This is a genomic window from Alloiococcus sp. CFN-8, from assembly GCF_049943125.1.
Lineage (GTDB): Bacteria > Bacillota > Clostridia > Clostridiales > Clostridiaceae > JAEXZL01.
Map to the genome: position 1 here is coordinate 3,624,237 of NZ_CP188040.1, position 19,051 is coordinate 3,643,287.

Consider the following 19,051-nt stretch of genomic DNA (forward strand, 5'->3'; position numbering starts at 1 on the left):
ACTATCCTTTTGATTTATATATTCTATCTAGAACAGCATTAATAAAGGATACGGATTTATCATCTGAATATTGTTTTGAAAGCTCCACAGCCTCATTTATTGCCACAGGCTCAGGAGTATCCTCTGAAAACACCATTTCATAGATAGCCACTTTCAAGATAGCCAGATTTATTTTCGATATCCTATTAAGCTTCCAATTATCAGAATTCTCTTCAATTATACCATTAATAGCTTCTATATTTTCATTTATGCCCGTAACAATTTTTTTAATAAAGTTCATATCAAGGGTGTTTGTGTCCAAATCTTCATTAAAAAAATCAGCTTCTTCCATTATTTCTTCTATAGGTCGTGAATTAAAAGTTCCTTCAAAAATTATTTTCATCGCTACTTCTCTAGATTTTTTTCTATTCATCGCTTCCTCCTATTAATTTCAAGGTTATATTTATATTATCAACACTTTAGTAAACTTTAAAACACAATGAAACACCCTCTGGAATACAGAGGGTGTAAATTACTCAGCAGTTATTTCTTGATTTACAGTTTTAGGAACAACGATGTTCTGTACAAATACATTTACTGAGTTAACATTTAGACCAGTCATCGTCTCAACGGTCTTTTTAACATTTTCTTGTACCTGAAGCACTACCTCAGGAATCTTCACTCCGTATTCTACACCTATATTTAATTCAATAGTTGTAGAGTTCTCTTCAACAGTTACTTTAACGCCTTTGGTGACATTCTTTTTTCCTGTTAGCATGTGGGTAATACCACCAGTAACGCCTTGATTAATCTCGACAATTCCATTGATTTCTGCTGCTGCTATCCCTGCAATAACACACACAACATCATCAGAAATTTTTACAACACCAAGGTTTGCATTTTTGTTTAAGGTCTCACTCATTTTATTAAACCCTCCTTTGCTCACCAGAACTTGTAATCTAAAGTTTATTATATCAAAATGCAGTGCATATTACAATTATTCTTTTGTTTCAATAACTACATCAACTAATTGTGATATGCTGGTTATTACTTCCTGTATCTGGCTGGCCTGCTTTTGAGTTAACTTTTCTTGAGACTTCACATATACTCTTGCCTGATTGTTTTCTATAAGGCAAATAACATCCTGAAACCCCTTCCCTTTAAGTGATAGTTCTATATCATTTTCATACCTTTGGTTTGTAGTTAGCTTCGTATACTCCTCAGTAGCCTTGTCCTTATTCTCTTGAGAAGTATTAGCGTCCTGTATTATTCCTTGAAGAGTTTGAATAGCTCTTGTATCCTTCTGATCTTTTACAGCTCTTGCATGAGTAAAATAATCTGTATTACCATCAGCAATAGAATCGTCTAAATTCTCTACAGAAGAAACCTTAGAATTACCAACCTTCTTTAATGGATCGTTAACCCTATTTGCCAGGATGCCTGTACATATAATTAAGGCTAGTAAAGTTAAAATAACACCTGCTTGTTTTTTATTCATTATAATACCCTCCCATCTTTTATTCTAATGAATTATATGCTATTTTTTCATTGGATATACATATACTTTATCTAAATTTAAATCGTATAACCTTGAAATAGCATTTTCGATATCATATTTAATCAAGGTATCCTCAGCACCTTCAGCTATAACCACAACACCTGTTATTCTAGGCTTGTTTACCTTTAGTATAAAGGGCGAGGTTCCATTACCTTGATTTTGCATCACTACACTTGTCCCGTCACTGCTTTGGTTATTTGTCCTCTTTCCCCCTTGATTATCTGTTTCTTCTGTATAAGTATTACTATTGTTATTTTCTGTTGCCGGTATTTGCTCTTCCCCACTTTCAAAATAAATCATTACCTCCACTTCACCAACCCCCTTCATTTTAGATAAAATTGATTGGAGCTCGTTTTTCTGCTGTTCCTCATAAGAACTAGAACTAATAGAAGAGTTTACTTCTTCCTTCAATGCGGTAGCCGCTGGAGCGCCAGTATCACCACCTATATTATCTATAACGATATAAGTTAACACTAAAATGAGGATCAAAATTAAGTAATTCCAATTAGGCTTATTCTTATCAAGCTTCAAAAAGGCTAGTAACTTTTTTGTGTCCATTTTCTCCTCCTAATATTTATAAATTTTTATCATATCCGTTGATATACTCCCCTGCTCATAAAGTATATCTTCTATAGTATATTCAATACCATCCCTGTTACTTATGGCTTCTTCATCAGGTTTTTCCCCAATATTTATCTTCTCGATGTTTTTTACTGAAGCATCTTTATAACCAATCTCTAAGCTCTTTATCTTTGCTTCTTCTATTCCCTGAAATTCAACCTGTGCATTAACCCTAAAGCTATATTCCGGCAATTCTTTTGTAAGGATAGCAGTGATTTCCTCTTCAATAGCTCTTTTAAACTGTTTCTCTGTTATAGAACTCCTTAGATCAGTATTATTATTTATCAAGGTGATATCTTCGTTGAACATATAATTTTCTAAGTTCGATTCAATATTTAAGCCATTCCCAAATAGTCCTAGAATAGGATTAATCACTACCACCATAAGAATTAACCCAAGAATTAACTTACAATACTTTTTAATATTGTTATCTGGCAAAATTATATCTACAGCAGTTATAAAGATTAAGGCTGCACAGATATTTGTTATCCAATCTTTAATGAAATCCAATTATATCACCCCAATATTATAGATTTTCCAGAGGCAGCAATCATAGCTATCATAATAAAAAACATAACAGAGACACTGATAAGGGATGACATTAGAAGTATCAGCGAATCACCAGCAGAAACTATACATGCTACAATCTTAGAATCACTTATAGGTTCGATAAATGCAGCAGTAAGCTTGTACACCATTGCACATAAAAATACTTTTATTATAGGTGTAATAACAATAAACAAAAGTATTAATAGACCGATGGTCCCTACCGCTCCTTTTAATAGCAAAGAGTATCCAGCCACAGTAGTTATGGCATCGGACATGGCCTTTCCTATTATAGGTATAAAGTTATCCACAGCAAACTTAGCTGTTTTTAAGGTAACTACATCAAGGGTATTTGCAGTAACACCTTTTATGGATATAAAACCTACAACTATGGTTATCATAAGTCCCTGCATCCATAGCACGCTTTGTTTAATTAGTTTTGATAGACCAGAGAGCTTATAGGTGTCGGATATATTATTGGCAAACTGCAGTGCAAAGCCTGCAAGAATTAAAGGAATAATTATGTCTTTATATATTTTTGGAGCAAGGTTTACAGCAGTGATTACAATTGGGTTTAATATGGCTGATTCACTTATTCCACCTATAGTTGTTAGTAAAAGTAATAAAACAGGGATTAAAGCAGCCATGAAGTCTGAAAGGTTTGATATAGTTTCCCTTACAATATCTACTGAAAGAATAAAGCTCTTTGTAAGAATGATTACTAAAAGTCCATAGCATGCGAAATAAGCAATGTTACTCAAAGAATCATTACTAAAGGCATTTTGAACATTTTTAATTAATGCAGCAATAATTGCAATTACAAGAATAAGTACAGAGAGCTTTATAAAGGATATTAGCTCTCTTACTCCTGAAGCTATAAGCGCTTGAGCCACATTCTTTACGGATATATTTCCTTCTCCATTCTTCAAAAAATAGCTTATATACTCTCTGGTATTAAGACCACTAATTAACTCTTCCTCTAGCTGCAGATCATTAATATACTGATATAGATCATTTATTTCCTTGGTGTTTTCAATTTCCTCAATTGTCTGCTGCTCACTTCCATATGCCGCTATAGGAAGTAGCAGAAATAATACTAAAACCAATAAAAATCTTTTCATAGGTTCACTCCTCACATTATTTTGAGTATTGACTCTAGAAGTGACATTAATATAGGTATTGCTAAAACTAAAATCATTATTTTTCCTGACAGCTCAATTTTATGAGCAATATTGGATGCTTCGGCATCCTTACATATTTCGCTGCCAAAGGAGGTTATAAACGCAATTCCTATGATTTTAAACACAATATTTAGATAAACTGTATCTATATTAGCCTTATTAGATATCTCCTGCATAAATGAAAATACTGCAAAGAGCTTATCTATAATAAATATAACTATAATTGTCCCAGTTACCAGTGAGATTAAAACCGAGATAACGTCCTTTCTGTCTCTGAAAAGCAGGAAGATAAGCATACCAATTATGCCAAATGAAACAAGCTTAAATATCTCCATACCATCACCTAAAATATAAACATAGTTTTCAGAGAGGTAAAAAGCTCTTTAATTAGATTTAAAACAAGCAATAGAATTATTACCAAACCTGCTATATTTACCATATACCCAATTTCATCTTTCCCACTACTTTTTAAAAGCTTGTCCAGAATCATAATAAGAATACCTACTCCTCCGATTTTAAAAAGCAAACTTACATCCAGCATAATCTCACTCCTTATAGTATAATAATAACGATTCCAAGACCCACACAAACACCGAGATATCGATACATCTTCAGATTTTTCTTCATTAGCTCTTCTGACTCTTCTATAGGTCCCTTAACTGTCTCCAAAAAGAGGTTAAAGATCTTTTCATGACCGATTATATCTACTTCTCCTAAGCTCTTAAACAAATCTGATACTAATAGCTCATCAGAACTGCTTAGAAAGAGCTTATCACAATGGCTTTTATAAGCTTCTATATAAGCAGCATAAACACTTTCACAGGAGCCCCTTTTAAGAATATCAGCTAAGTCTAGAAAGAACATTTTTATTTCGCCGGAGCTTTTTTCATATATATGCTCAATTGCTTCCGGCAAAGGAGTAAAGGTATAAAGTATTTCGTTCTGAAGCTGAAGAACTGCCCTGCGTAGCTCCCTAAGACTATATACCCTTCTTTTATATCTTTCTCCAAAGCTATATCCTAGAATCGAGCACAGTATTATTATTGAAAGGCATATAATACTTTTAAGCATAGGATTTTCTCCAAATTTCATTATTTTTATTTAAATCATAAATAGCAGTAATATCTCCTGGTTTTTTTCTATCCAAGAGTAAAATTGCCCTTTTAAAAATATTACTTTCTCTAAGCTCCTTAAATACTAATCTATTTATATAATCCTCCAAGGAATCACCATGGATTGAACATATTAGATTCACCCCACAGTTATAGGCCATCAATATACTTTCTACATCCTTTGAAGTTCCTATTTCATCGCAGATAATCACCTCTGGTGACATACTTCGTATAGCCATCATTATCCCTTCACTTTTTATACATCCATCAAATACGTCTGTTCGAATCCCTACGTTCATCTGAGGGACTCCGCTGGCACAGGCTGCTATTTCACTACGTTCGTCCATTAACGAAATTTTTTTACCTGTTATTTTATTCCCATTGGATATTATTCTGGCTAAATCTCTTAAGAGTGTTGTTTTACCACACTTTGGTGGTGATATAATAATGGTATTGAGTATTTTTCCTCCCTCAACAATATAAGGTAATAGACCATCAGCACAGCCAAGGATTTCTCTAGAAATTCTAATGTTTAATGAAGATATATTTTTGATAGTTTTTATTTTCCTATTTTCAATTACACATTCACCACATAATCCTATACGATGACCGCCTTTAAAGGTAATAAATCCCTGTTTAATATCTTCTTCAAAAGCATATACAGAATAATTGCTTATCTTCTGTAATATCCCTCCCATTTCTTCTTTACTAATTATTACATCTGTTACATGCTCTCTGTCTTTACATTGGATAATACAAGGCTTGTTTACACGAAAGCGTATCTCCTGTACATTGTTCAGCTCATTATTCTTTGTTAGGTAATCCACAATGGATCCAGGTATGATTGTAAAAATTTCTCTATTGTGTATCATTTTAACCTCCCCCATCTCATATTTCTTATATAATAATTATTTATATATCATGGAATTTATTACAAAAAAAATAAGAACTCAGAAATAATTCTGAGTTCTTATTTAATCAATTCACCATTACAGTTTGGACATGAGAGCTTTTCCTTTAGTAGGGCTTCTTCAACATAGATGTTTTCCCCACAGGTTTTACATTGAATTTCCGTATAATTATATTCTCCCTCATCCTCTTCTGCATCAAAAGAATTAACTCCAAAAAGCTCTTCTTTTACATTATCCATATCTTGCTCTAAAAGCTCTGCATATTCAAGAGTATCCGTTAGCTTAGCATTAACAATGGCCAATTCCTCTGTTAGCTCCTGAACCTTATCTATGAGAAAGATTAGAATATCTTTATTATCTTTAGTAAAATCCGAAGCAGCAAGCTTAGCTTTAATTTCATTTAATTGAAATTTTTCCATCTTTTCACTTCCTTATAAAATAAGCCAAGTCAAAGACTCAGCTCTATTTTATTTATTATACTCTTGCCATGTATTCGCCAGTTCTAGTATCTATTCTTATTACATCCCCTTCATTAACAAACAAAGGAACATTGATTATAGCACCAGTTTCTAAAGTTGCAGGCTTAGTAACATTAGTTGCTGTATTACCCTTAACTCCAGGCTCTGTTTCAGTTATTGCCAATTCTACAAAATTTGGTGCTTCTACTGAAAAAGCATCACCTTTATAGAACTTAATAATAGCAAACATATTCTCTTTTAGGAACTTTATTGCTTCTTCAACCTTATCTAGGCTCAATGGAATCTGTTCAAAGGTTTCTTGATCCATAAAGTAGTATAGCTCTCCATCAGAATATAAATACTGCATTTCCTTTCTTTCTATAACTGCTTCTTGAAGCTTTTCTGTTGGGTTGAAAGTTCTATCGGTAACACCACCAGAAATAACGTTTCTTAATTTAGTTCTTACGAAAGCTGCTCCCTTACCTGGTTTAACATGTAAGAATTCTATTACAGTAAATACTTGTCCATCTAATTCAAAAGTCGTACCTTTTCTTATATCACTTGCTGATATCATCTGTATCCCTCCAAAATCAATTATTCATTAATATTATAACCCTTTGAGGTAAATTAATACTAGTAAACCTTTTTACAAGGGTTCTTTTAAATTTTACAGTCACAAACCAAATAGTGTTTATAATGCTTCAACATCAATTATAATCAAAAATCACCAGTTTACAACAATAATTATTTTATCAAAAGACCTTTACTTTTGCAATTATTATTATAACATAATGAAGAATAATATACTCAAAAGCCATTATAATAGAATTAGTTTACTAATAATTAAAAAATGAACTAAGAACTAAAAAGTAAAAACTAAGAACTATTCTGAACTCTTAGCTCTTAGTTCAACCTAACTCTTAGTTCTTAGCCCTTAGCTCTTAGTTCCTCTTTTACCTCGGTAATTCCAGTACTACATCCAACTGATACTGTCCTTCTGAAGAATGAATCAAGTAATCACTAATATTATAGTCTTTCACATCATCAATATAGCTGAAGAAATTTTTAATAGTATCTATATCTCCAACAACCTTTCCCCTTACCTCGTAATAGTCATCTATAGTATGTATGCTCCCCAGAGTAAAATGCCCATAACCATTTAATTTAATGATATAGTCTTCTAAAGGTGGATATTTTATCTTTTCCAATTCTAATTCTTCATTGAGCACCATATCCATTTCAGTAGCTTTTTCTTCTTTTTTATTATTCATTATGAAAGTAACTTGAAAAATACTAGCTGATAGTAATGTAATCAGTAATGAAATTTTCAGGATACTCCTATTCATCTGATCTGACCATCCTAATTCTAATATTTGAATCCTCATGAACCTCAATATCCATTATTTCAAAAAAGACTGTAGGTTCAGTTATTTTATCAATCTGCTGAAGAAATTTTCCCTCTTCATCACTAAGAGTAAAATTTAATTGATCTTGGCTCAATTGAAAATCTACTAAGTTATCTATATATCCATTAGAAATTACATCTAATCCTTTTGAAATAAAAGTAACTTTATATGCTCTAGATTCTCCTTCTTTATCCTCTTCAGTAATACTATTAACTATAACAGGCAGCTCTTCTATAGTTACATCTGCCTTTGTAGCTGCTCCTAAATATTTCGGTAAGAAATATAAATTAGCTAATATTAAAAGCAAGATTATGTAGTTTAAATGTCTATTTATCTTATTTAAAAAATCATGATTTGTTTCTCTTTTTATATTGTATCCTTTGTATCTTTTAATACCCATATATTAAGTGCTCCTTACTAGGCTCATTTCCTTAATATTTTTGTATCTACTTTTAACTTCATCAATCCCTTTATTAATGAATATCAGAGTCCAATCTTCTTCTTTTATACTACATATGTTTATTATCTGTTTAGAGCAATCATATATAATCTCATCTAAACGCTCTAAATCCCGATCATTTATATTCCTTGTATGTATAAGTTGTTTTTTATATATAACCTCAAGTATTCCCTTTCCCTCTGAAGTGAAATATAAAACCATAATTTTTTCTTCCTTAAAATGCTTTTTTATGACTTTATTAAAAATATGCTCTTGAATAGGAATAACTTTATTGTTTTTATACGATGCTTGTAATTTTCCTTCATCAATTATAGGTCTTATACAGTAAAGAAGAATTCCTTTATCTTTCTTTTTAAACGAAACAATTTTATTATTAAAGAGAAGATTCTCCTTCTCCAAGAAATTATTTTGTATATAGGTATCAAGGAGCTTTTCAACACCTGAACTTTTACTATCAGGAAGGGGAATATATCTTATTATCATATTAGCTTCTACCAATATAGGTTTAATTTGAAATTTGTTGATAATCCTATTAATATATCTATTGTTAGATAAAAGCTCCTGCAGCTTTTTTAATATAAGTTTCTTATTTAACAAAACTTTACTATTAACCATGCTATCCCCCTTAATAAGTTATTTCTGTAAGATTTGGATTCATATTTTGTAAAGTTAAACTATAATAGTATTTAATGGTAGAACCGCTTTTAGTTAAAATAAATCTATCATCACCTGTATTATAAGTAAGTGTATAGGGATTTATTGTTTGAGTTACGTAATAATCCTTTATTTTACTTCTGAACTCCCCCTCGGAAATTATACCACTTTTAACGATTAAATCCTTAATATATACCTCACCATCAGAAATAACATTTTCTCTATTAATATAATCACTTATAATTTCTTCTCTGTTTATAAGCTCTTCATATCTATGATTTGTTATCACCAGCTGAAAACTTATAAGAATAATAATGATTAAAAAGAATATCTGTACTTCGATAAGACTGTTGCCATTCTTTTTCTTTTTATCATTTATAAATCTATTAATCCTAATGACACTTCACCATCCTGCCAATGAATTTTTATATATAATAAATTTCTAAAAGGGATAAAACTAATACTATTTATCTTTTCCAAAACAACTCTTGGACTCCCCCTTCTTGTATATATTCCGTTAGTCCCTCTATAATAATGTAAATGAACATTCTCATTATCCTGTATAATATCCATCTTATCGCTTCTATCATTAACTTTATGATAAAAGATTGATATCTTTTGATTCTCTATTACTATATTAGAAATTCTATGGTCTTTAATACTATTACTTACAAATCTATAAAATTCATGTGACTTATATTCCTTGTCATTAGCAGCTATAACTTTACTATTAACAGCAATTGTAAAACTTAATATCATAGCGATTATCATGGATATTAAAGCCATAATTCCCAGTACTATTATTAGTTCTATAATAGTAGTTCCCTTACGCTTAGTGTTCATATGTCCTCTTTTTAATTATATACGTCTTCAATGTATTACCATATGTATTACAGTTAATTTTTATTTCACCACTATTCCTAGATAAAGTAAAAGTAATTTCTATATCCCCATTTGTGTTATTCTTGTATTTTTGTACTATTTCTACCATTGTTAAATTTTTAATATCTTTATTAACAGCTCCACTTTCTAAAAAAAGTGTATCACCTTTAACCTCACTATTTATTAATTGTTGTAGGTCTTCATAACTGTAGCTGTGAAGTATATTCTTCGAAATAAACTCAACTACGTTCAATCTTTCATTATTGGTTTTCAACTTACCATAGCTTTTTGTCGTAAAGGAAAAAATAATTAAAATCATATTAATAATTATTATCAAAATTGCCAGAGCTATGATAACTTCAATTAGGCTGGCCCCCCTACGGCTCTTCTTCCACATACTCACTACCTACATGCAAACTTATTCTTACAGATTTATTATTTTCATCCACAAATTTTATTTTTCCATTTTGAGGTATTTTCCCATAACTAGTGATTGTAAGTTTTTTTAACCCCCCCTCATACTCGAGCTTTTTACTTTTTAAAAAGAATTGATCTATCACATTAATATTAGAAGAAAAGGTTAATCTATTAGTATTAGTACCGACGTCTAAATTTATAACCCCATCAATTCTTCTAGCATAGCAATACATTCTTGCTCTATGGATAAATAGAGCTATTTCTTTCTGACATATTTTATTGGTATACTTAATTCTAAAATTATTTACAGATTTTACAGAAGTAACAGCCACTGCTGTGATTATAGCAGCAATAGCAAGATAAACTATGAGCTCAAGGAGTGTAAAGCCTTTCTTTTTCATTGATTCACCTCAAATATTGTACATGTTATTTATCATAGGCATAAATACAGAGTAAATAAGAGTTATAATTATTAATCCCATTATCACCAGTAATACTGGCTGAAGTAGAGACATGTATCTGTTAAGACCTTCATAATATTTCTTCTCTAATAGCTCCTGGCATATCTTTATATAATTTTCTAGATTACCACTTTCTTCTCCAATGGCAATAAATGATATTATCACCCTGCTTATATCCTTTTCCTTATGAAAAGCCTCTGATAATTGAGAGCCATTCATGATATCATCATTAATATTTTTAAGCACTGCTTTACCCTTTATATTCTTTTCATTATCCATAATAATCTTAATAGTCTGTAATATTGAAGAGCCACTGGATAAAGAAAGACCTAATATCTTTAGGAAATTTATTTCCCACAATCTAAATACCATTCCTCCAGTAATCTTTGAAAAAATACCAAAAGCACTATTAATCCAGTGTAAAATTAATATAACAGCAGCACCAGTGAGAAAAATATTGAATATAATTTTTTCCGGCTCATTCTTTAAAGCTTCTACAAAAGCTAATATAAATTTTGTGAAGGCTGGCAAGGTATCCTCAGCACCTCCAAGCATACCTACTATATTGGGCAATATAAAAAAACATATGAAAGTGCTTACTACAATGGTACTAACTAGTAAAATAACAGGATATATTGATAGCTTAATTATCTTATTTTTATATCCTTCCTTCTCATCTATATAAATAGCTAGCTTATATAATATCTCCTCTAGATTTCCCATATCTTCTCCCATTGCTATAAGACTTATATATACTTCTTCGGAAGTGATTTGTGAACAACTAGAACTGCAGTTATTACCTTCTTTTATAGAAGAATACAAGAGTCTGAAGGCTTTATTATGGTTTCCTTTGGTGATATCACACAAAACCTCCAAGGCTTTAATAATTGACATACCAGAGCCTATAAGCATAGCAAGGTTACTAAAAACAAAATGAAGTTCTTTACCACTCAGCTTAATAGTATTGTTTTTTCCATATCCTATAACCATTGCGCAATCCCCTAGGTTTCAAAATAATACTTTTTATATTCTATTTCATCAATCAACCCATCTTTAAAAAGTCTATTTAAATCCTCATCCATTTGTTCTCCATACTTTTCTCTATGCTTATTTTTTATATTATTAAAACTCAAGGATTCACCATAAGAGAAGAGCTCAGGTAAATAAACTGCTTCACTTATAATAAGCCTTCCCTTGTAACCAGTATAATTACAACACTCACAACCAACAGCTTCATAGGTGTCCATATTTCCCTTTTTCACTTTACATTTAACACATAATTTTTTTACCAGCCTTTGAGAGATAATTCCAAGAACAGCATCCTTAAGAAGATATTCCCTTATCCCCATATCTTCAAGTCTGCTTATTGCCGAAAAAGCGGTGTTCGTATGTAGTGTAGATAGCACTAGATGACCAGTGAGAGCAGCTCTTACAGCTGTACTTGCTGTTTCCTCATCTCTAATTTCTCCCACCATGATTACATCTGGGTCCTGTCTTAATAAGCTTCTAAGACCAAGGGAGAAGGTAATTCCAGCTTTATTATTTATATTTGTCTGATTTATTCCTTCTATAACTATTTCTACTGGATCCTCCACAGTACAGATATTAATATCATCTCTTTTTAATTCCTCAATGATACTGTATAAGGTTGTTGTTTTACCGCTTCCTGTTGGTCCAGTGATTAAGATTATTCCATTCTTATGCCTCAGCATATTTACAATACTATTAAGCTGTTCCCTTTGAAAGGACAACTTATCTAAGCCCTTCACCTTCTCTTGAGAAAATAATAATCTCATTACTAGCTTTTCACCATAAATTACAGGCATAGTTCCAAGGCGTATATTAACTGTTATATTTTCATAGCTATAAAGGAGCTTACCATCCTGAGGCACTCTTCTCTCAGCTATATTCATATTAGCTAGAGCCTTAAACCTCCTGAGTATCCAATCAGTATAAGTTTCTTCAAGGACATTAACAAGAATAAGGCTTCCATTAATTCTGTGCTTGATTAGAAGTTCTCCTTTTTTAGGCTCAATATGTATATCACTAACACCACCTTTAATTCCCTTTTCGATTATGTAACCACACAACTCAGCTATTGGTAATTTATCACTTTCTTGTCTTTCATGTAGGTCTTTTTTGATAGCAGCAAGAAATTCTCTATGCTCATAGTAAATCTTAATCATTCTTTCTATAGTATCTTCTTCCATAAAGATCAGCTGTATTTTTTTATCCAGTATAAATTCTAATGATTCTTTCAAAGCTACAATATCTTTCTGATAGGCCCCAATCTTTATACTCTTATCTTCTTCTTCCAAGGGAATAATTCTATATTCCAAAACATACTTCAAGGGTATTTTAGATGCTAAATTTTGCGTTATAATAACCATTTCTATCTATAAATTCCTTTTAATTGTTTTATTTATATTCTTATACAATTTATTATTTTTTAATCATAGTTTATAGTACAGATAAGAATTAAAGTAAGGATTTATATACTTAAACAGTAAAGTTTGGTATTATAAAATATAGATTTGAGAATAAGGAGATGATTTTTTGGCATTAGATGGGATATTTTTATCTAGTATAATCTCAGAGCTTAAGGATTCTTTATTAGAAACTAAAATAGATAAAATAAATCAACCGGAAAAGGATGAGATTCTCCTCACTTTTAGAGGAATCAAGAATAAAAAATTATTAATATCTGCCAGTCCTACCTATCCAAGGATACACTTTACAAACATCCTTAAGGATAATCCTAAGGTAGCTCCAATGTTTTGCATGGTCCTGAGAAAACATTTAATTGGCGGAAGAATTAAGGCTATAACTCAGCATAATAACGATAGAATAATAACTATAGATATTGCTAATACCGATGAAATGGGCTTTGACTCAGTTTACATGCTTATCATTGAAATTATGGGAAGGCACAGCAATATTAGCCTGGTAAGAAAAAGAGATTTTAAAGTTATGGACTGTGTAAAACACATAAGCTCTGCTATCAATAGCTTCAGAGTATTACTTCCTGGAGTAACCTATATCTTTCCTCCTATTAGTAATAAGCTAAATCCCTTTTCTTATAAAAGAGAGGAGGTTCTGCATCCACTAGATGGGAATTTTGATGAAGGGTTTTATTTTCAGACCTTTACAGGTATTTCAAAGGTTTTATCAAAGGAGCTTTTCTACAGAGTAAGAGAAAAGGGTGAGCTTAATAAGGATTTATTGTTAGATATTCTCGATGATTATATAATGGGAATAAAATCTGGTTTATACAGCTTTACCATGTACCATGACTTTAAACCAAGAGAGTTTTATTGCACAGAGCTGTATACCTATGAGAAGTATCAGAGTAAAAAGTATGAAAATGCCTCTGAGCTTTTAGAAACCTTTTATAGTGAAAAGGATAAATTAGAGAGAATAAAGAATAGAACTCAGGATCTAGAAAAAATAATTAATACTAACCTGGAACGCTGCTATAAAAAAGTAAAAATTCTAGACAGCGCTATAGTAGAAGCTAATAAAAAAGATGTATTTAAAATTTATGGTGAATTATTAACTGCTAATATTTACTCAATAAAAGAAGGTCAAAGGAGTGCAACTTTATGGGATTATTACTCAGAAGATAACTCCATGATAACCATTCCCTTAGACCCTAACAAGTCACCCTCCGAAAATATCCAAAGCTATTATAAAAAATATAACAAGCTAAAAAAATCAGAGGAAGCAGCCTTTAAGCAGTTGAAAATTACTGAAGAAGAAATTGATTATCTCACCTCAGTAATGAATAGTATCTCTAACATTACCGCCTATGAAGAGATTCATGAAATTAGAGAAGAGCTAATGGAAGCCGGCTACATTCGCTATAGAAAAAGTAAAGATAAACCAAAAGCAACTAAGCCACACCATTTTATATCTTCTCAAGGCCACGATATTTATGTAGGAAGGAACAATCTTCAAAATGATTATTTGACCTTAAGATTTGCAGGAAAAACCGATACCTGGTTTCATACTAAAAATATACCAGGTTCTCATGTTATTGTGAAAGGTAATAATCTACCTGAAGAAACTATCATAGAAGCTGCTTCTCTTGCAGCATATTTTAGCAAAGGAAAAGCTTCCTCTAACGTACCTGTAGATTACACTGAGGTGAGAAATGTAAAAAAACCAAATGGGGCTAAGCCTGGAATGGTAATATATAGTACCAATAAAACCATATATGTAGATCCTAAAATCACATTAAATAAGAGAGAGGAATAGTCCTCTCTCTTTTAAATATCATATATTTTTACTGAATCCTCACCATCAATATCCATCAGGTTAACAGAAACAAGCTCATTCTTAGAAGTGGGTATATTCTTACCAACATAATCTGCTCTGATAGGAAGCTCCTTATGCCCCCTATCTATAAGCACTGCTAACTGTATGCCTTGAGGTCTTCCAGAAGAAATCACAGCATCTATAGCCGCTCTTGCTGTTCTGCAGGTATATAAAACATCATCCACAAGAATCACCTTTTTATCCTTCACCTCTATACCTAGATTGCTATCATTTATCCTAGGAGATTCATATTCAGTGCTTAAATCGTCTCTATAAAGGGTTATGTCTACACTACCTACGGGTACCTCACAGCCTTCGAATTTTTGTATATTCTTAGCAATGGTCTCAGCTAGCGGATATCCTCTTCTTTTTATCCCAATTAAAACTAAATCATCTACACCTTTATTCTTTTCTATAATTTCATGAGATATTCTCCTTAGGGTTCTACTCATTGCTTCCCCATCCATCAATGTAGCTTTATATTTCATAGCACAGGCTCCTATTCTTTGTATTAATTAATAATTTATTATATTTATTCTATCAAACAATAGGTTAGCCATCAACTAACCTTAATTTTACTAATAATCCTTTGAAAATACTCTGGTATCGGCGCCTCAAATTCCATATACTCTCCCGTTGAAGGATGCACGAACCCTAAAATTCTAGCATGGAGCAGCTGTCCTTCAAGCTTAAAACTCTGCTTTTTATAACCATACAAAGGGTCGCCTACAAGAGGATGCCCTATATATGCCATGTGAACACGAATCTGATGAGTTCTTCCAGTCTCTAGCTTACAGGCAACTAAAGTAAATCTATCAAAGACCTGTAGCACATTATAGTGAGTAACAGCATTTTTTCCGTTCTTAACCACAGCATACTTTAATCTATCCTGTGGATTTCTACCTAATGGAGCATCAATGGTTCCACTCTCATTATTTAGTCTTCCTTCTACTAAGGCAATATACTCTCTATTCATAGTATGCTCTTTTAATTGTTCAGCGAGCTTATTATGTGCATTATCATTTTTAGCTGCAACCAAGACTCCAGAAGTATTCTTATCAATTCTATGAACTATGCCAGGTCTTATAACACCATTAATCCCGGATAAATCCTCGCAGTGGTGTAGGAGTGCGTTCACTAAGGTATTGTCTTTATTTCCTGCTGCAGGATGGACAACCATACCCTGAGGCTTATTAATAACTATAACATCTCTGTCCTCGTACAAAATATCTAGTGGTATCTCTTGTGGTATCACCTCTAGCTTTTCCGCCTCTGGTATAGTAACCTCAATCTCATCTCCACCCCTGAGCTTGTAGTTGCTCTTAACCACCTTATTGTTAACTTTTACCAAACCTTTATCTATAATATTTTGCATATAAGACCTAGACGAGGCTTTAAGCCTATCTGTAAGAAATTTATCTATCCTTACACCTATGGAGATATCATCTTCTGTAAATCTTACATTTTTCATTAATTATTCTCCCTTTAGGACATATATTATTAGAAGCCCAGTACCAATAACTACAAAGGTATCTGCTAAGTTAAAGGTTGGAAAGTAATAACTTTTATAATGGAATTCTAAAAAATCAACTACGAAGCCTAAAAAGCTTCTGTCAATAAGATTTCCCACTGCACCAGCAATAATTAGGTATAGGCTCCAGTTCAGGAGCTTACTCTTAGGCTTCAAAATGAATACATAATATAGCATCCCTAAAATAATTATTGATGTAATTATAATTAAAAAAATCTGTTTATTTTGCAATATCCCAAAGGCTGCTCCTCTATTTTCTAAATAGGCTAAATTAAAGAAGCCTTTAATAACAGTTATATCACCTTCCACTGCCAAATATCTCAGTGCCCATTGCTTAGAAATAATATCTAATAACAAAAGAAAAACAATTACTAAAATAGCCATTTTATCCCCCAAAAAAAATATTAATCAGGTAATTGATTCTTATACTGCTCATTGCTTATCTTTTCAATAGGCTCAACATAAAAATCATCATCACCGTCATTATGGTGTTCTCTATCGTACTTTAATCTATCATATCTATCTACATCCTGATAAGAATCCTCTGCATCGTAACCAATCTCATCAAAATTAGAATTGTCATTATAACCATAGGCGAATGGGTTTTTCAGCAACCTATCATCGTATTTCCCAGGATCTATGGGATTACGATGTTCTGCATCTATGGCTTCCTGACAATCTATACAGTATTTAGCATAAGGTAAAATCTCTAGCCTTTCTATATCGATTTCTTTTCCGCAGCTTTTACAACTGCCATAGCTGCCATCCTCAATATACTCCAGAGCTTGATTAACTCTAGCTAGCAGAGATTCTTGATTTGTTTTTAAAGCCTGCTCCTTATGGAGCTCTGTTATCTCATCACCAGTATCACTAGGATGATTATCATAGAAAGCAAGCTCACTATGAAGCTGTTCCCTTAGTCCATCTAGTTCGACCTCTTCAATGTGGTCAATCATATCTTCAAATTTCTTTTTTTCATTCAAAAGTATATTTTTATAATGAGTTAATTCTTTAGTATTCATAAAATCCCTCCTTATCATTACAATTATATTTTTACAAACGGAAGAGATTTTATTACAATTTATTTATTTCCTATATCTTTTATTAATCCTTTTAATATATCCACATCTATAGTTTGAAAGGAATCTGATATTGCTTCATCTGGATTCTCATGAACCTCAATAAGGAGTCCATCAGCACCACAGGCTATAGCAGCCTTAGACATAGGTGGAACAAAACTTCGTATTCCTGTCCCATGGCTAGGATCAACAATAATCGGAAAGGAAGTATTTTCTTTCATATAAGGCACAACATTTAAATCAAGGGTATTTCTTGTACTATTTTCGAAGGTTCTTATACCTCTTTCACAAAGAATTATTTGATTATTACCCTCTTTTAGTATGTATTCTGCAGCGGATAACCACTCCTTATAAGTGGCACTTATACCTCTTTTTAAAATTATTGGAACAGAAGTTTTTCCCGCCTCTCTGAGGAGAGTATAGTTATACATATTTCTAGAACCTATCTGTATAACATCTACATAATCTATAGCCTTCTGAATATCTCGTGGATCCATAATTTCCGTAGATACAGGCAGCATTAACTCTTTTCTCACTTCATTTAAAACCTTTAACCCCTCTTCACCCAAGCCTTGAAAATCATATGGAGAGGTTCTAGGTTTATATACACCGCCTCGGAGCATATCTACCCCAATGTCCTTTAACCTACGACTTAAGGACATCATACTATCTAAGCTCTCCACAGCGCAAGGGCCAGCTATGATTACTGGTCTATTTAAATCATTAAATAAATCGTTTATTATATTAAAATTTATACTGCTTTTCAATTAGTTTATACACCTCTTATCTGCCGTAAGGAAGTTTATTATACTATAAAACTAATTATATAATATTTAATAATTAATTATATTGCAAGAAAAAAACTCACTATAAAAGTGAGATTAACTATTAACAAAAAAACTTTTAATATTTTCTAATTCATCTTTCTGAATATTATCATTTTCTACTATGTAATTATCTTCCTCTATGATTTTTTCATCTATCTTTTCTGTAGTCTTTCCTAGGTTATAGCTTTTAATTAATTCTTTTTCTAAATTTTCGAAGGTTTCCAGCTGAGCTGTCATAAAGCTTCTATATTTAGCCCTAAACTGAATAAATTCCTGTTTAACTTTATCATATTCATCATTTATGGCTACTACGTCTCCTTGAGCTTTATCTATTATTTTTTGTGCCGATTCATTAGCATTTTTTAACAAAAGCTCTGCTTCCTTTTGGGCACTTAATTTTGCCTGCTCAGAGGCATTCTGCGCAAGTAAAAGGGTGTTCTGAATAGTAGTTTCAATCTTTGTATAGTGATCTAGCTTATCATTTGCAGCTGCAATCTTCTCTTTAAGAAGTGCGTTTTCTTTAAAACAGGATTCATAATCTTCACATATATTATCTAAAAATTCATCAACCTCGTCAGCATTATAGCCTCTCATACCTCTTTTAAACTCTTTATTTTTAATATCATTAGGAGTTAATCTCATAATTCCACC

Annotated in this window: 28 protein-coding genes; 1 reads left to right on the top strand and 27 read right to left on the bottom strand. The window is 31.9% G+C overall.

What is annotated here, in order from left to right:
• Position 1 precedes the first annotated feature (1 nt).
• The 21 genes from nusB to ACPWSR_RS17205 form a co-directional block, all read right to left on the bottom strand.
• A complete protein-coding gene (gene nusB / locus ACPWSR_RS17105; RefSeq protein ID WP_426349433.1) occupies positions 2 to 412 on the bottom strand; it encodes a transcription antitermination factor NusB in 411 nt (136 codons plus the stop codon).
• 99 nt (positions 413 to 511) lie between these two features.
• Entirely contained in the window at positions 512 to 901 is a 390-nt protein-coding gene (locus ACPWSR_RS17110; RefSeq protein WP_426349434.1) for an Asp23/Gls24 family envelope stress response protein, read from the bottom strand.
• A 75-nt stretch (positions 902 to 976) separates the two neighbouring features.
• The gene (locus ACPWSR_RS17115; protein ID WP_426349435.1) at positions 977 to 1,477 is read right to left on the bottom strand and encodes a SpoIIIAH-like family protein; all 501 of its coding nucleotides are present in this window, start codon (positions 1,475 to 1,477) and stop codon (positions 977 to 979) included.
• Between the two features lie 39 nt (positions 1,478 to 1,516).
• Entirely contained in the window at positions 1,517 to 2,095 is a 579-nt protein-coding gene (spoIIIAG, locus tag ACPWSR_RS17120; protein WP_426349436.1) for a stage III sporulation protein AG, read from the bottom strand.
• 9 nt (positions 2,096 to 2,104) lie between these two features.
• Entirely contained in the window at positions 2,105 to 2,668 is a 564-nt protein-coding gene (gene spoIIIAF, locus ACPWSR_RS17125) for a stage III sporulation protein AF (protein WP_426349437.1), read from the bottom strand.
• Between the two features lie 5 nt (positions 2,669 to 2,673).
• Positions 2,674 to 3,825 (bottom strand): stage III sporulation protein AE, encoded by a 1,152-nt coding sequence (spoIIIAE, locus tag ACPWSR_RS17130; protein ID WP_426349438.1) that lies wholly within the window; start codon positions 3,823 to 3,825, stop codon positions 2,674 to 2,676.
• 11 nt (positions 3,826 to 3,836) lie between these two features.
• Positions 3,837 to 4,220 carry a stage III sporulation protein AD gene (spoIIIAD, locus tag ACPWSR_RS17135; protein ID WP_426349439.1) on the bottom strand — a complete coding sequence of 128 codons (384 nt, stop codon included), beginning with the start codon at positions 4,218 to 4,220 and terminating at the stop codon, positions 3,837 to 3,839.
• 8 nt (positions 4,221 to 4,228) lie between these two features.
• The gene (spoIIIAC, locus tag ACPWSR_RS17140) at positions 4,229 to 4,426 is read right to left on the bottom strand and encodes a stage III sporulation protein AC (protein ID WP_426349440.1); all 198 of its coding nucleotides are present in this window, start codon (positions 4,424 to 4,426) and stop codon (positions 4,229 to 4,231) included.
• An 11-nt stretch (positions 4,427 to 4,437) separates the two neighbouring features.
• Complete coding sequence (gene spoIIIAB, locus ACPWSR_RS17145) at positions 4,438 to 4,956, bottom strand: stage III sporulation protein SpoIIIAB (protein ID WP_426349441.1); 519 nt, start codon at positions 4,954 to 4,956, stop codon at positions 4,438 to 4,440.
• A complete protein-coding gene (spoIIIAA, locus tag ACPWSR_RS17150) occupies positions 4,949 to 5,869 on the bottom strand; it encodes a stage III sporulation protein AA (protein ID WP_426349442.1) in 921 nt (306 codons plus the stop codon). Before spoIIIAA ends, spoIIIAB begins: the two co-directional genes overlap by 8 nt.
• 98 nt (positions 5,870 to 5,967) lie before the next feature.
• A complete protein-coding gene (locus tag ACPWSR_RS17155; RefSeq protein ID WP_426349443.1) occupies positions 5,968 to 6,327 on the bottom strand; it encodes a hypothetical protein in 360 nt (119 codons plus the stop codon).
• Between the two features lie 55 nt (positions 6,328 to 6,382).
• Positions 6,383 to 6,940: an elongation factor P gene (gene efp / locus ACPWSR_RS17160; protein ID WP_426349444.1), complete on the bottom strand. Its 558-nt coding sequence runs from the start codon at positions 6,938 to 6,940 to the stop codon at positions 6,383 to 6,385.
• Between the two features lie 379 nt (positions 6,941 to 7,319).
• The gene (locus ACPWSR_RS17165; RefSeq protein ID WP_426349445.1) at positions 7,320 to 7,712 is read right to left on the bottom strand and encodes a hypothetical protein; all 393 of its coding nucleotides are present in this window, start codon (positions 7,710 to 7,712) and stop codon (positions 7,320 to 7,322) included.
• Positions 7,705 to 8,172, bottom strand: a complete 468-nt coding sequence (locus tag ACPWSR_RS17170) for a hypothetical protein (protein ID WP_426349446.1) — start codon at positions 8,170 to 8,172, stop codon at positions 7,705 to 7,707. Before ACPWSR_RS17170 ends, ACPWSR_RS17165 begins: the two co-directional genes overlap by 8 nt.
• A gap of 3 nt (positions 8,173 to 8,175) precedes the next feature.
• Positions 8,176 to 8,715 (bottom strand): hypothetical protein, encoded by a 540-nt coding sequence (locus ACPWSR_RS17175; RefSeq protein WP_426349447.1) that lies wholly within the window; start codon positions 8,713 to 8,715, stop codon positions 8,176 to 8,178.
• A 142-nt stretch (positions 8,716 to 8,857) separates the two neighbouring features.
• Entirely contained in the window at positions 8,858 to 9,175 is a 318-nt protein-coding gene (locus ACPWSR_RS17180; RefSeq protein WP_426349448.1) for a hypothetical protein, read from the bottom strand.
• Between the two features lie 86 nt (positions 9,176 to 9,261).
• On the bottom strand, positions 9,262 to 9,729 hold the full coding sequence (locus ACPWSR_RS17185) for a type II secretion system protein (protein WP_426349449.1): 468 nt from the start codon (positions 9,727 to 9,729) through the stop codon (positions 9,262 to 9,264).
• Complete coding sequence (locus tag ACPWSR_RS17190; protein WP_426349450.1) at positions 9,719 to 10,165, bottom strand: prepilin-type N-terminal cleavage/methylation domain-containing protein; 447 nt, start codon at positions 10,163 to 10,165, stop codon at positions 9,719 to 9,721. The genes ACPWSR_RS17185 and ACPWSR_RS17190 overlap by 11 nt, the downstream gene beginning before the upstream one ends.
• Positions 10,146 to 10,586: a prepilin-type N-terminal cleavage/methylation domain-containing protein gene (locus ACPWSR_RS17195; RefSeq protein WP_426349451.1), complete on the bottom strand. Its 441-nt coding sequence runs from the start codon at positions 10,584 to 10,586 to the stop codon at positions 10,146 to 10,148. Before ACPWSR_RS17195 ends, ACPWSR_RS17190 begins: the two co-directional genes overlap by 20 nt.
• Before the next feature lie 9 nt (positions 10,587 to 10,595).
• The gene (locus ACPWSR_RS17200; RefSeq protein ID WP_426349452.1) at positions 10,596 to 11,636 is read right to left on the bottom strand and encodes a type II secretion system F family protein; all 1,041 of its coding nucleotides are present in this window, start codon (positions 11,634 to 11,636) and stop codon (positions 10,596 to 10,598) included.
• An 11-nt stretch (positions 11,637 to 11,647) separates the two neighbouring features.
• Entirely contained in the window at positions 11,648 to 13,036 is a 1,389-nt protein-coding gene (locus ACPWSR_RS17205) for a GspE/PulE family protein (protein ID WP_426349453.1), read from the bottom strand.
• Positions 13,037 to 13,202: 166 nt separating this feature from the next.
• Here ACPWSR_RS17205 and ACPWSR_RS17210 point away from each other — a divergent pair, with 166 nt between their 5' ends.
• A complete protein-coding gene (locus ACPWSR_RS17210) occupies positions 13,203 to 14,903 on the top strand; it encodes an Rqc2 family fibronectin-binding protein (protein ID WP_426349454.1) in 1,701 nt (566 codons plus the stop codon).
• 11 nt (positions 14,904 to 14,914) lie between these two features.
• Here the strand turns inward: ACPWSR_RS17210 and pyrR are convergent, their stop codons facing one another.
• From pyrR to ACPWSR_RS17240, 6 genes are all read right to left on the bottom strand, one after another.
• The gene (pyrR, locus tag ACPWSR_RS17215; RefSeq protein WP_426349455.1) at positions 14,915 to 15,451 is read right to left on the bottom strand and encodes a bifunctional pyr operon transcriptional regulator/uracil phosphoribosyltransferase PyrR; all 537 of its coding nucleotides are present in this window, start codon (positions 15,449 to 15,451) and stop codon (positions 14,915 to 14,917) included.
• Positions 15,452 to 15,522: 71 nt separating this feature from the next.
• The gene (locus ACPWSR_RS17220; RefSeq protein ID WP_426349456.1) at positions 15,523 to 16,434 is read right to left on the bottom strand and encodes an RluA family pseudouridine synthase; all 912 of its coding nucleotides are present in this window, start codon (positions 16,432 to 16,434) and stop codon (positions 15,523 to 15,525) included.
• A 3-nt stretch (positions 16,435 to 16,437) separates the two neighbouring features.
• Positions 16,438 to 16,878 (bottom strand): signal peptidase II, encoded by a 441-nt coding sequence (gene lspA / locus ACPWSR_RS17225; protein ID WP_426349457.1) that lies wholly within the window; start codon positions 16,876 to 16,878, stop codon positions 16,438 to 16,440.
• A gap of 20 nt (positions 16,879 to 16,898) precedes the next feature.
• Positions 16,899 to 17,516, bottom strand: a complete 618-nt coding sequence (locus ACPWSR_RS17230; protein ID WP_426349458.1) for a TraR/DksA C4-type zinc finger protein — start codon at positions 17,514 to 17,516, stop codon at positions 16,899 to 16,901.
• A gap of 59 nt (positions 17,517 to 17,575) precedes the next feature.
• Complete coding sequence (aroF, locus tag ACPWSR_RS17235; protein ID WP_426349459.1) at positions 17,576 to 18,340, bottom strand: 3-deoxy-7-phosphoheptulonate synthase; 765 nt, start codon at positions 18,338 to 18,340, stop codon at positions 17,576 to 17,578.
• Between the two features lie 114 nt (positions 18,341 to 18,454).
• Complete coding sequence (locus ACPWSR_RS17240; protein WP_426349460.1) at positions 18,455 to 19,042, bottom strand: DivIVA domain-containing protein; 588 nt, start codon at positions 19,040 to 19,042, stop codon at positions 18,455 to 18,457.
• Positions 19,043 to 19,051 lie beyond the last annotated feature (9 nt).

Bases quoted from the DNA above. Each gene is read 5' to 3' on its own strand.
- nusB (WP_426349433.1), bottom strand. From the start codon at position 412: ATGAATAGAAAAAAATCTAGAGAAGTAGCGATGAAAATAATTTTTGAA.
- ACPWSR_RS17110 (WP_426349434.1), bottom strand. From the start codon at position 901: ATGAGTGAGACCTTAAACAAAAATGCAAACCTTGGTGTTGTAAAAATT.
- ACPWSR_RS17115 (WP_426349435.1), bottom strand. From the start codon at position 1,477: ATGAATAAAAAACAAGCAGGTGTTATTTTAACTTTACTAGCCTTAATT.
- spoIIIAG (WP_426349436.1), bottom strand. From the start codon at position 2,095: ATGGACACAAAAAAGTTACTAGCCTTTTTGAAGCTTGATAAGAATAAG.
- spoIIIAE (WP_426349438.1), bottom strand. From the start codon at position 3,825: ATGAAAAGATTTTTATTGGTTTTAGTATTATTTCTGCTACTTCCTATA.
- spoIIIAD (WP_426349439.1), bottom strand. From the start codon at position 4,220: ATGGAGATATTTAAGCTTGTTTCATTTGGCATAATTGGTATGCTTATC.
- spoIIIAC (WP_426349440.1), bottom strand. From the start codon at position 4,426: ATGCTGGATGTAAGTTTGCTTTTTAAAATCGGAGGAGTAGGTATTCTT.
- spoIIIAB (WP_426349441.1), bottom strand. From the start codon at position 4,956: ATGCTTAAAAGTATTATATGCCTTTCAATAATAATACTGTGCTCGATT.
- spoIIIAA (WP_426349442.1), bottom strand. From the start codon at position 5,869: ATGATACACAATAGAGAAATTTTTACAATCATACCTGGATCCATTGTG.
- ACPWSR_RS17155 (WP_426349443.1), bottom strand. From the start codon at position 6,327: ATGGAAAAATTTCAATTAAATGAAATTAAAGCTAAGCTTGCTGCTTCG.
- efp (WP_426349444.1), bottom strand. From the start codon at position 6,940: ATGATATCAGCAAGTGATATAAGAAAAGGTACGACTTTTGAATTAGAT.
- ACPWSR_RS17165 (WP_426349445.1), bottom strand. From the start codon at position 7,712: ATGAATAGGAGTATCCTGAAAATTTCATTACTGATTACATTACTATCA.
- ACPWSR_RS17170 (WP_426349446.1), bottom strand. From the start codon at position 8,172: ATGGGTATTAAAAGATACAAAGGATACAATATAAAAAGAGAAACAAAT.
- ACPWSR_RS17175 (WP_426349447.1), bottom strand. From the start codon at position 8,715: ATGATAATAAGATATATTCCCCTTCCTGATAGTAAAAGTTCAGGTGTT.
- ACPWSR_RS17185 (WP_426349449.1), bottom strand. From the start codon at position 9,729: ATGAACACTAAGCGTAAGGGAACTACTATTATAGAACTAATAATAGTA.
- ACPWSR_RS17190 (WP_426349450.1), bottom strand. From the start codon at position 10,165: ATGTGGAAGAAGAGCCGTAGGGGGGCCAGCCTAATTGAAGTTATCATA.
- ACPWSR_RS17195 (WP_426349451.1), bottom strand. From the start codon at position 10,586: ATGAAAAAGAAAGGCTTTACACTCCTTGAGCTCATAGTTTATCTTGCT.
- ACPWSR_RS17200 (WP_426349452.1), bottom strand. From the start codon at position 11,636: ATGGTTATAGGATATGGAAAAAACAATACTATTAAGCTGAGTGGTAAA.
- ACPWSR_RS17205 (WP_426349453.1), bottom strand. From the start codon at position 13,036: ATGGTTATTATAACGCAAAATTTAGCATCTAAAATACCCTTGAAGTAT.
- pyrR (WP_426349455.1), bottom strand. From the start codon at position 15,451: ATGAAATATAAAGCTACATTGATGGATGGGGAAGCAATGAGTAGAACC.
- ACPWSR_RS17220 (WP_426349456.1), bottom strand. From the start codon at position 16,434: ATGAAAAATGTAAGATTTACAGAAGATGATATCTCCATAGGTGTAAGG.
- lspA (WP_426349457.1), bottom strand. From the start codon at position 16,878: ATGGCTATTTTAGTAATTGTTTTTCTTTTGTTATTAGATATTATTTCT.
- ACPWSR_RS17230 (WP_426349458.1), bottom strand. From the start codon at position 17,516: ATGAATACTAAAGAATTAACTCATTATAAAAATATACTTTTGAATGAA.
- ACPWSR_RS17240 (WP_426349460.1), bottom strand. From the start codon at position 19,042: ATGAGATTAACTCCTAATGATATTAAAAATAAAGAGTTTAAAAGAGGT.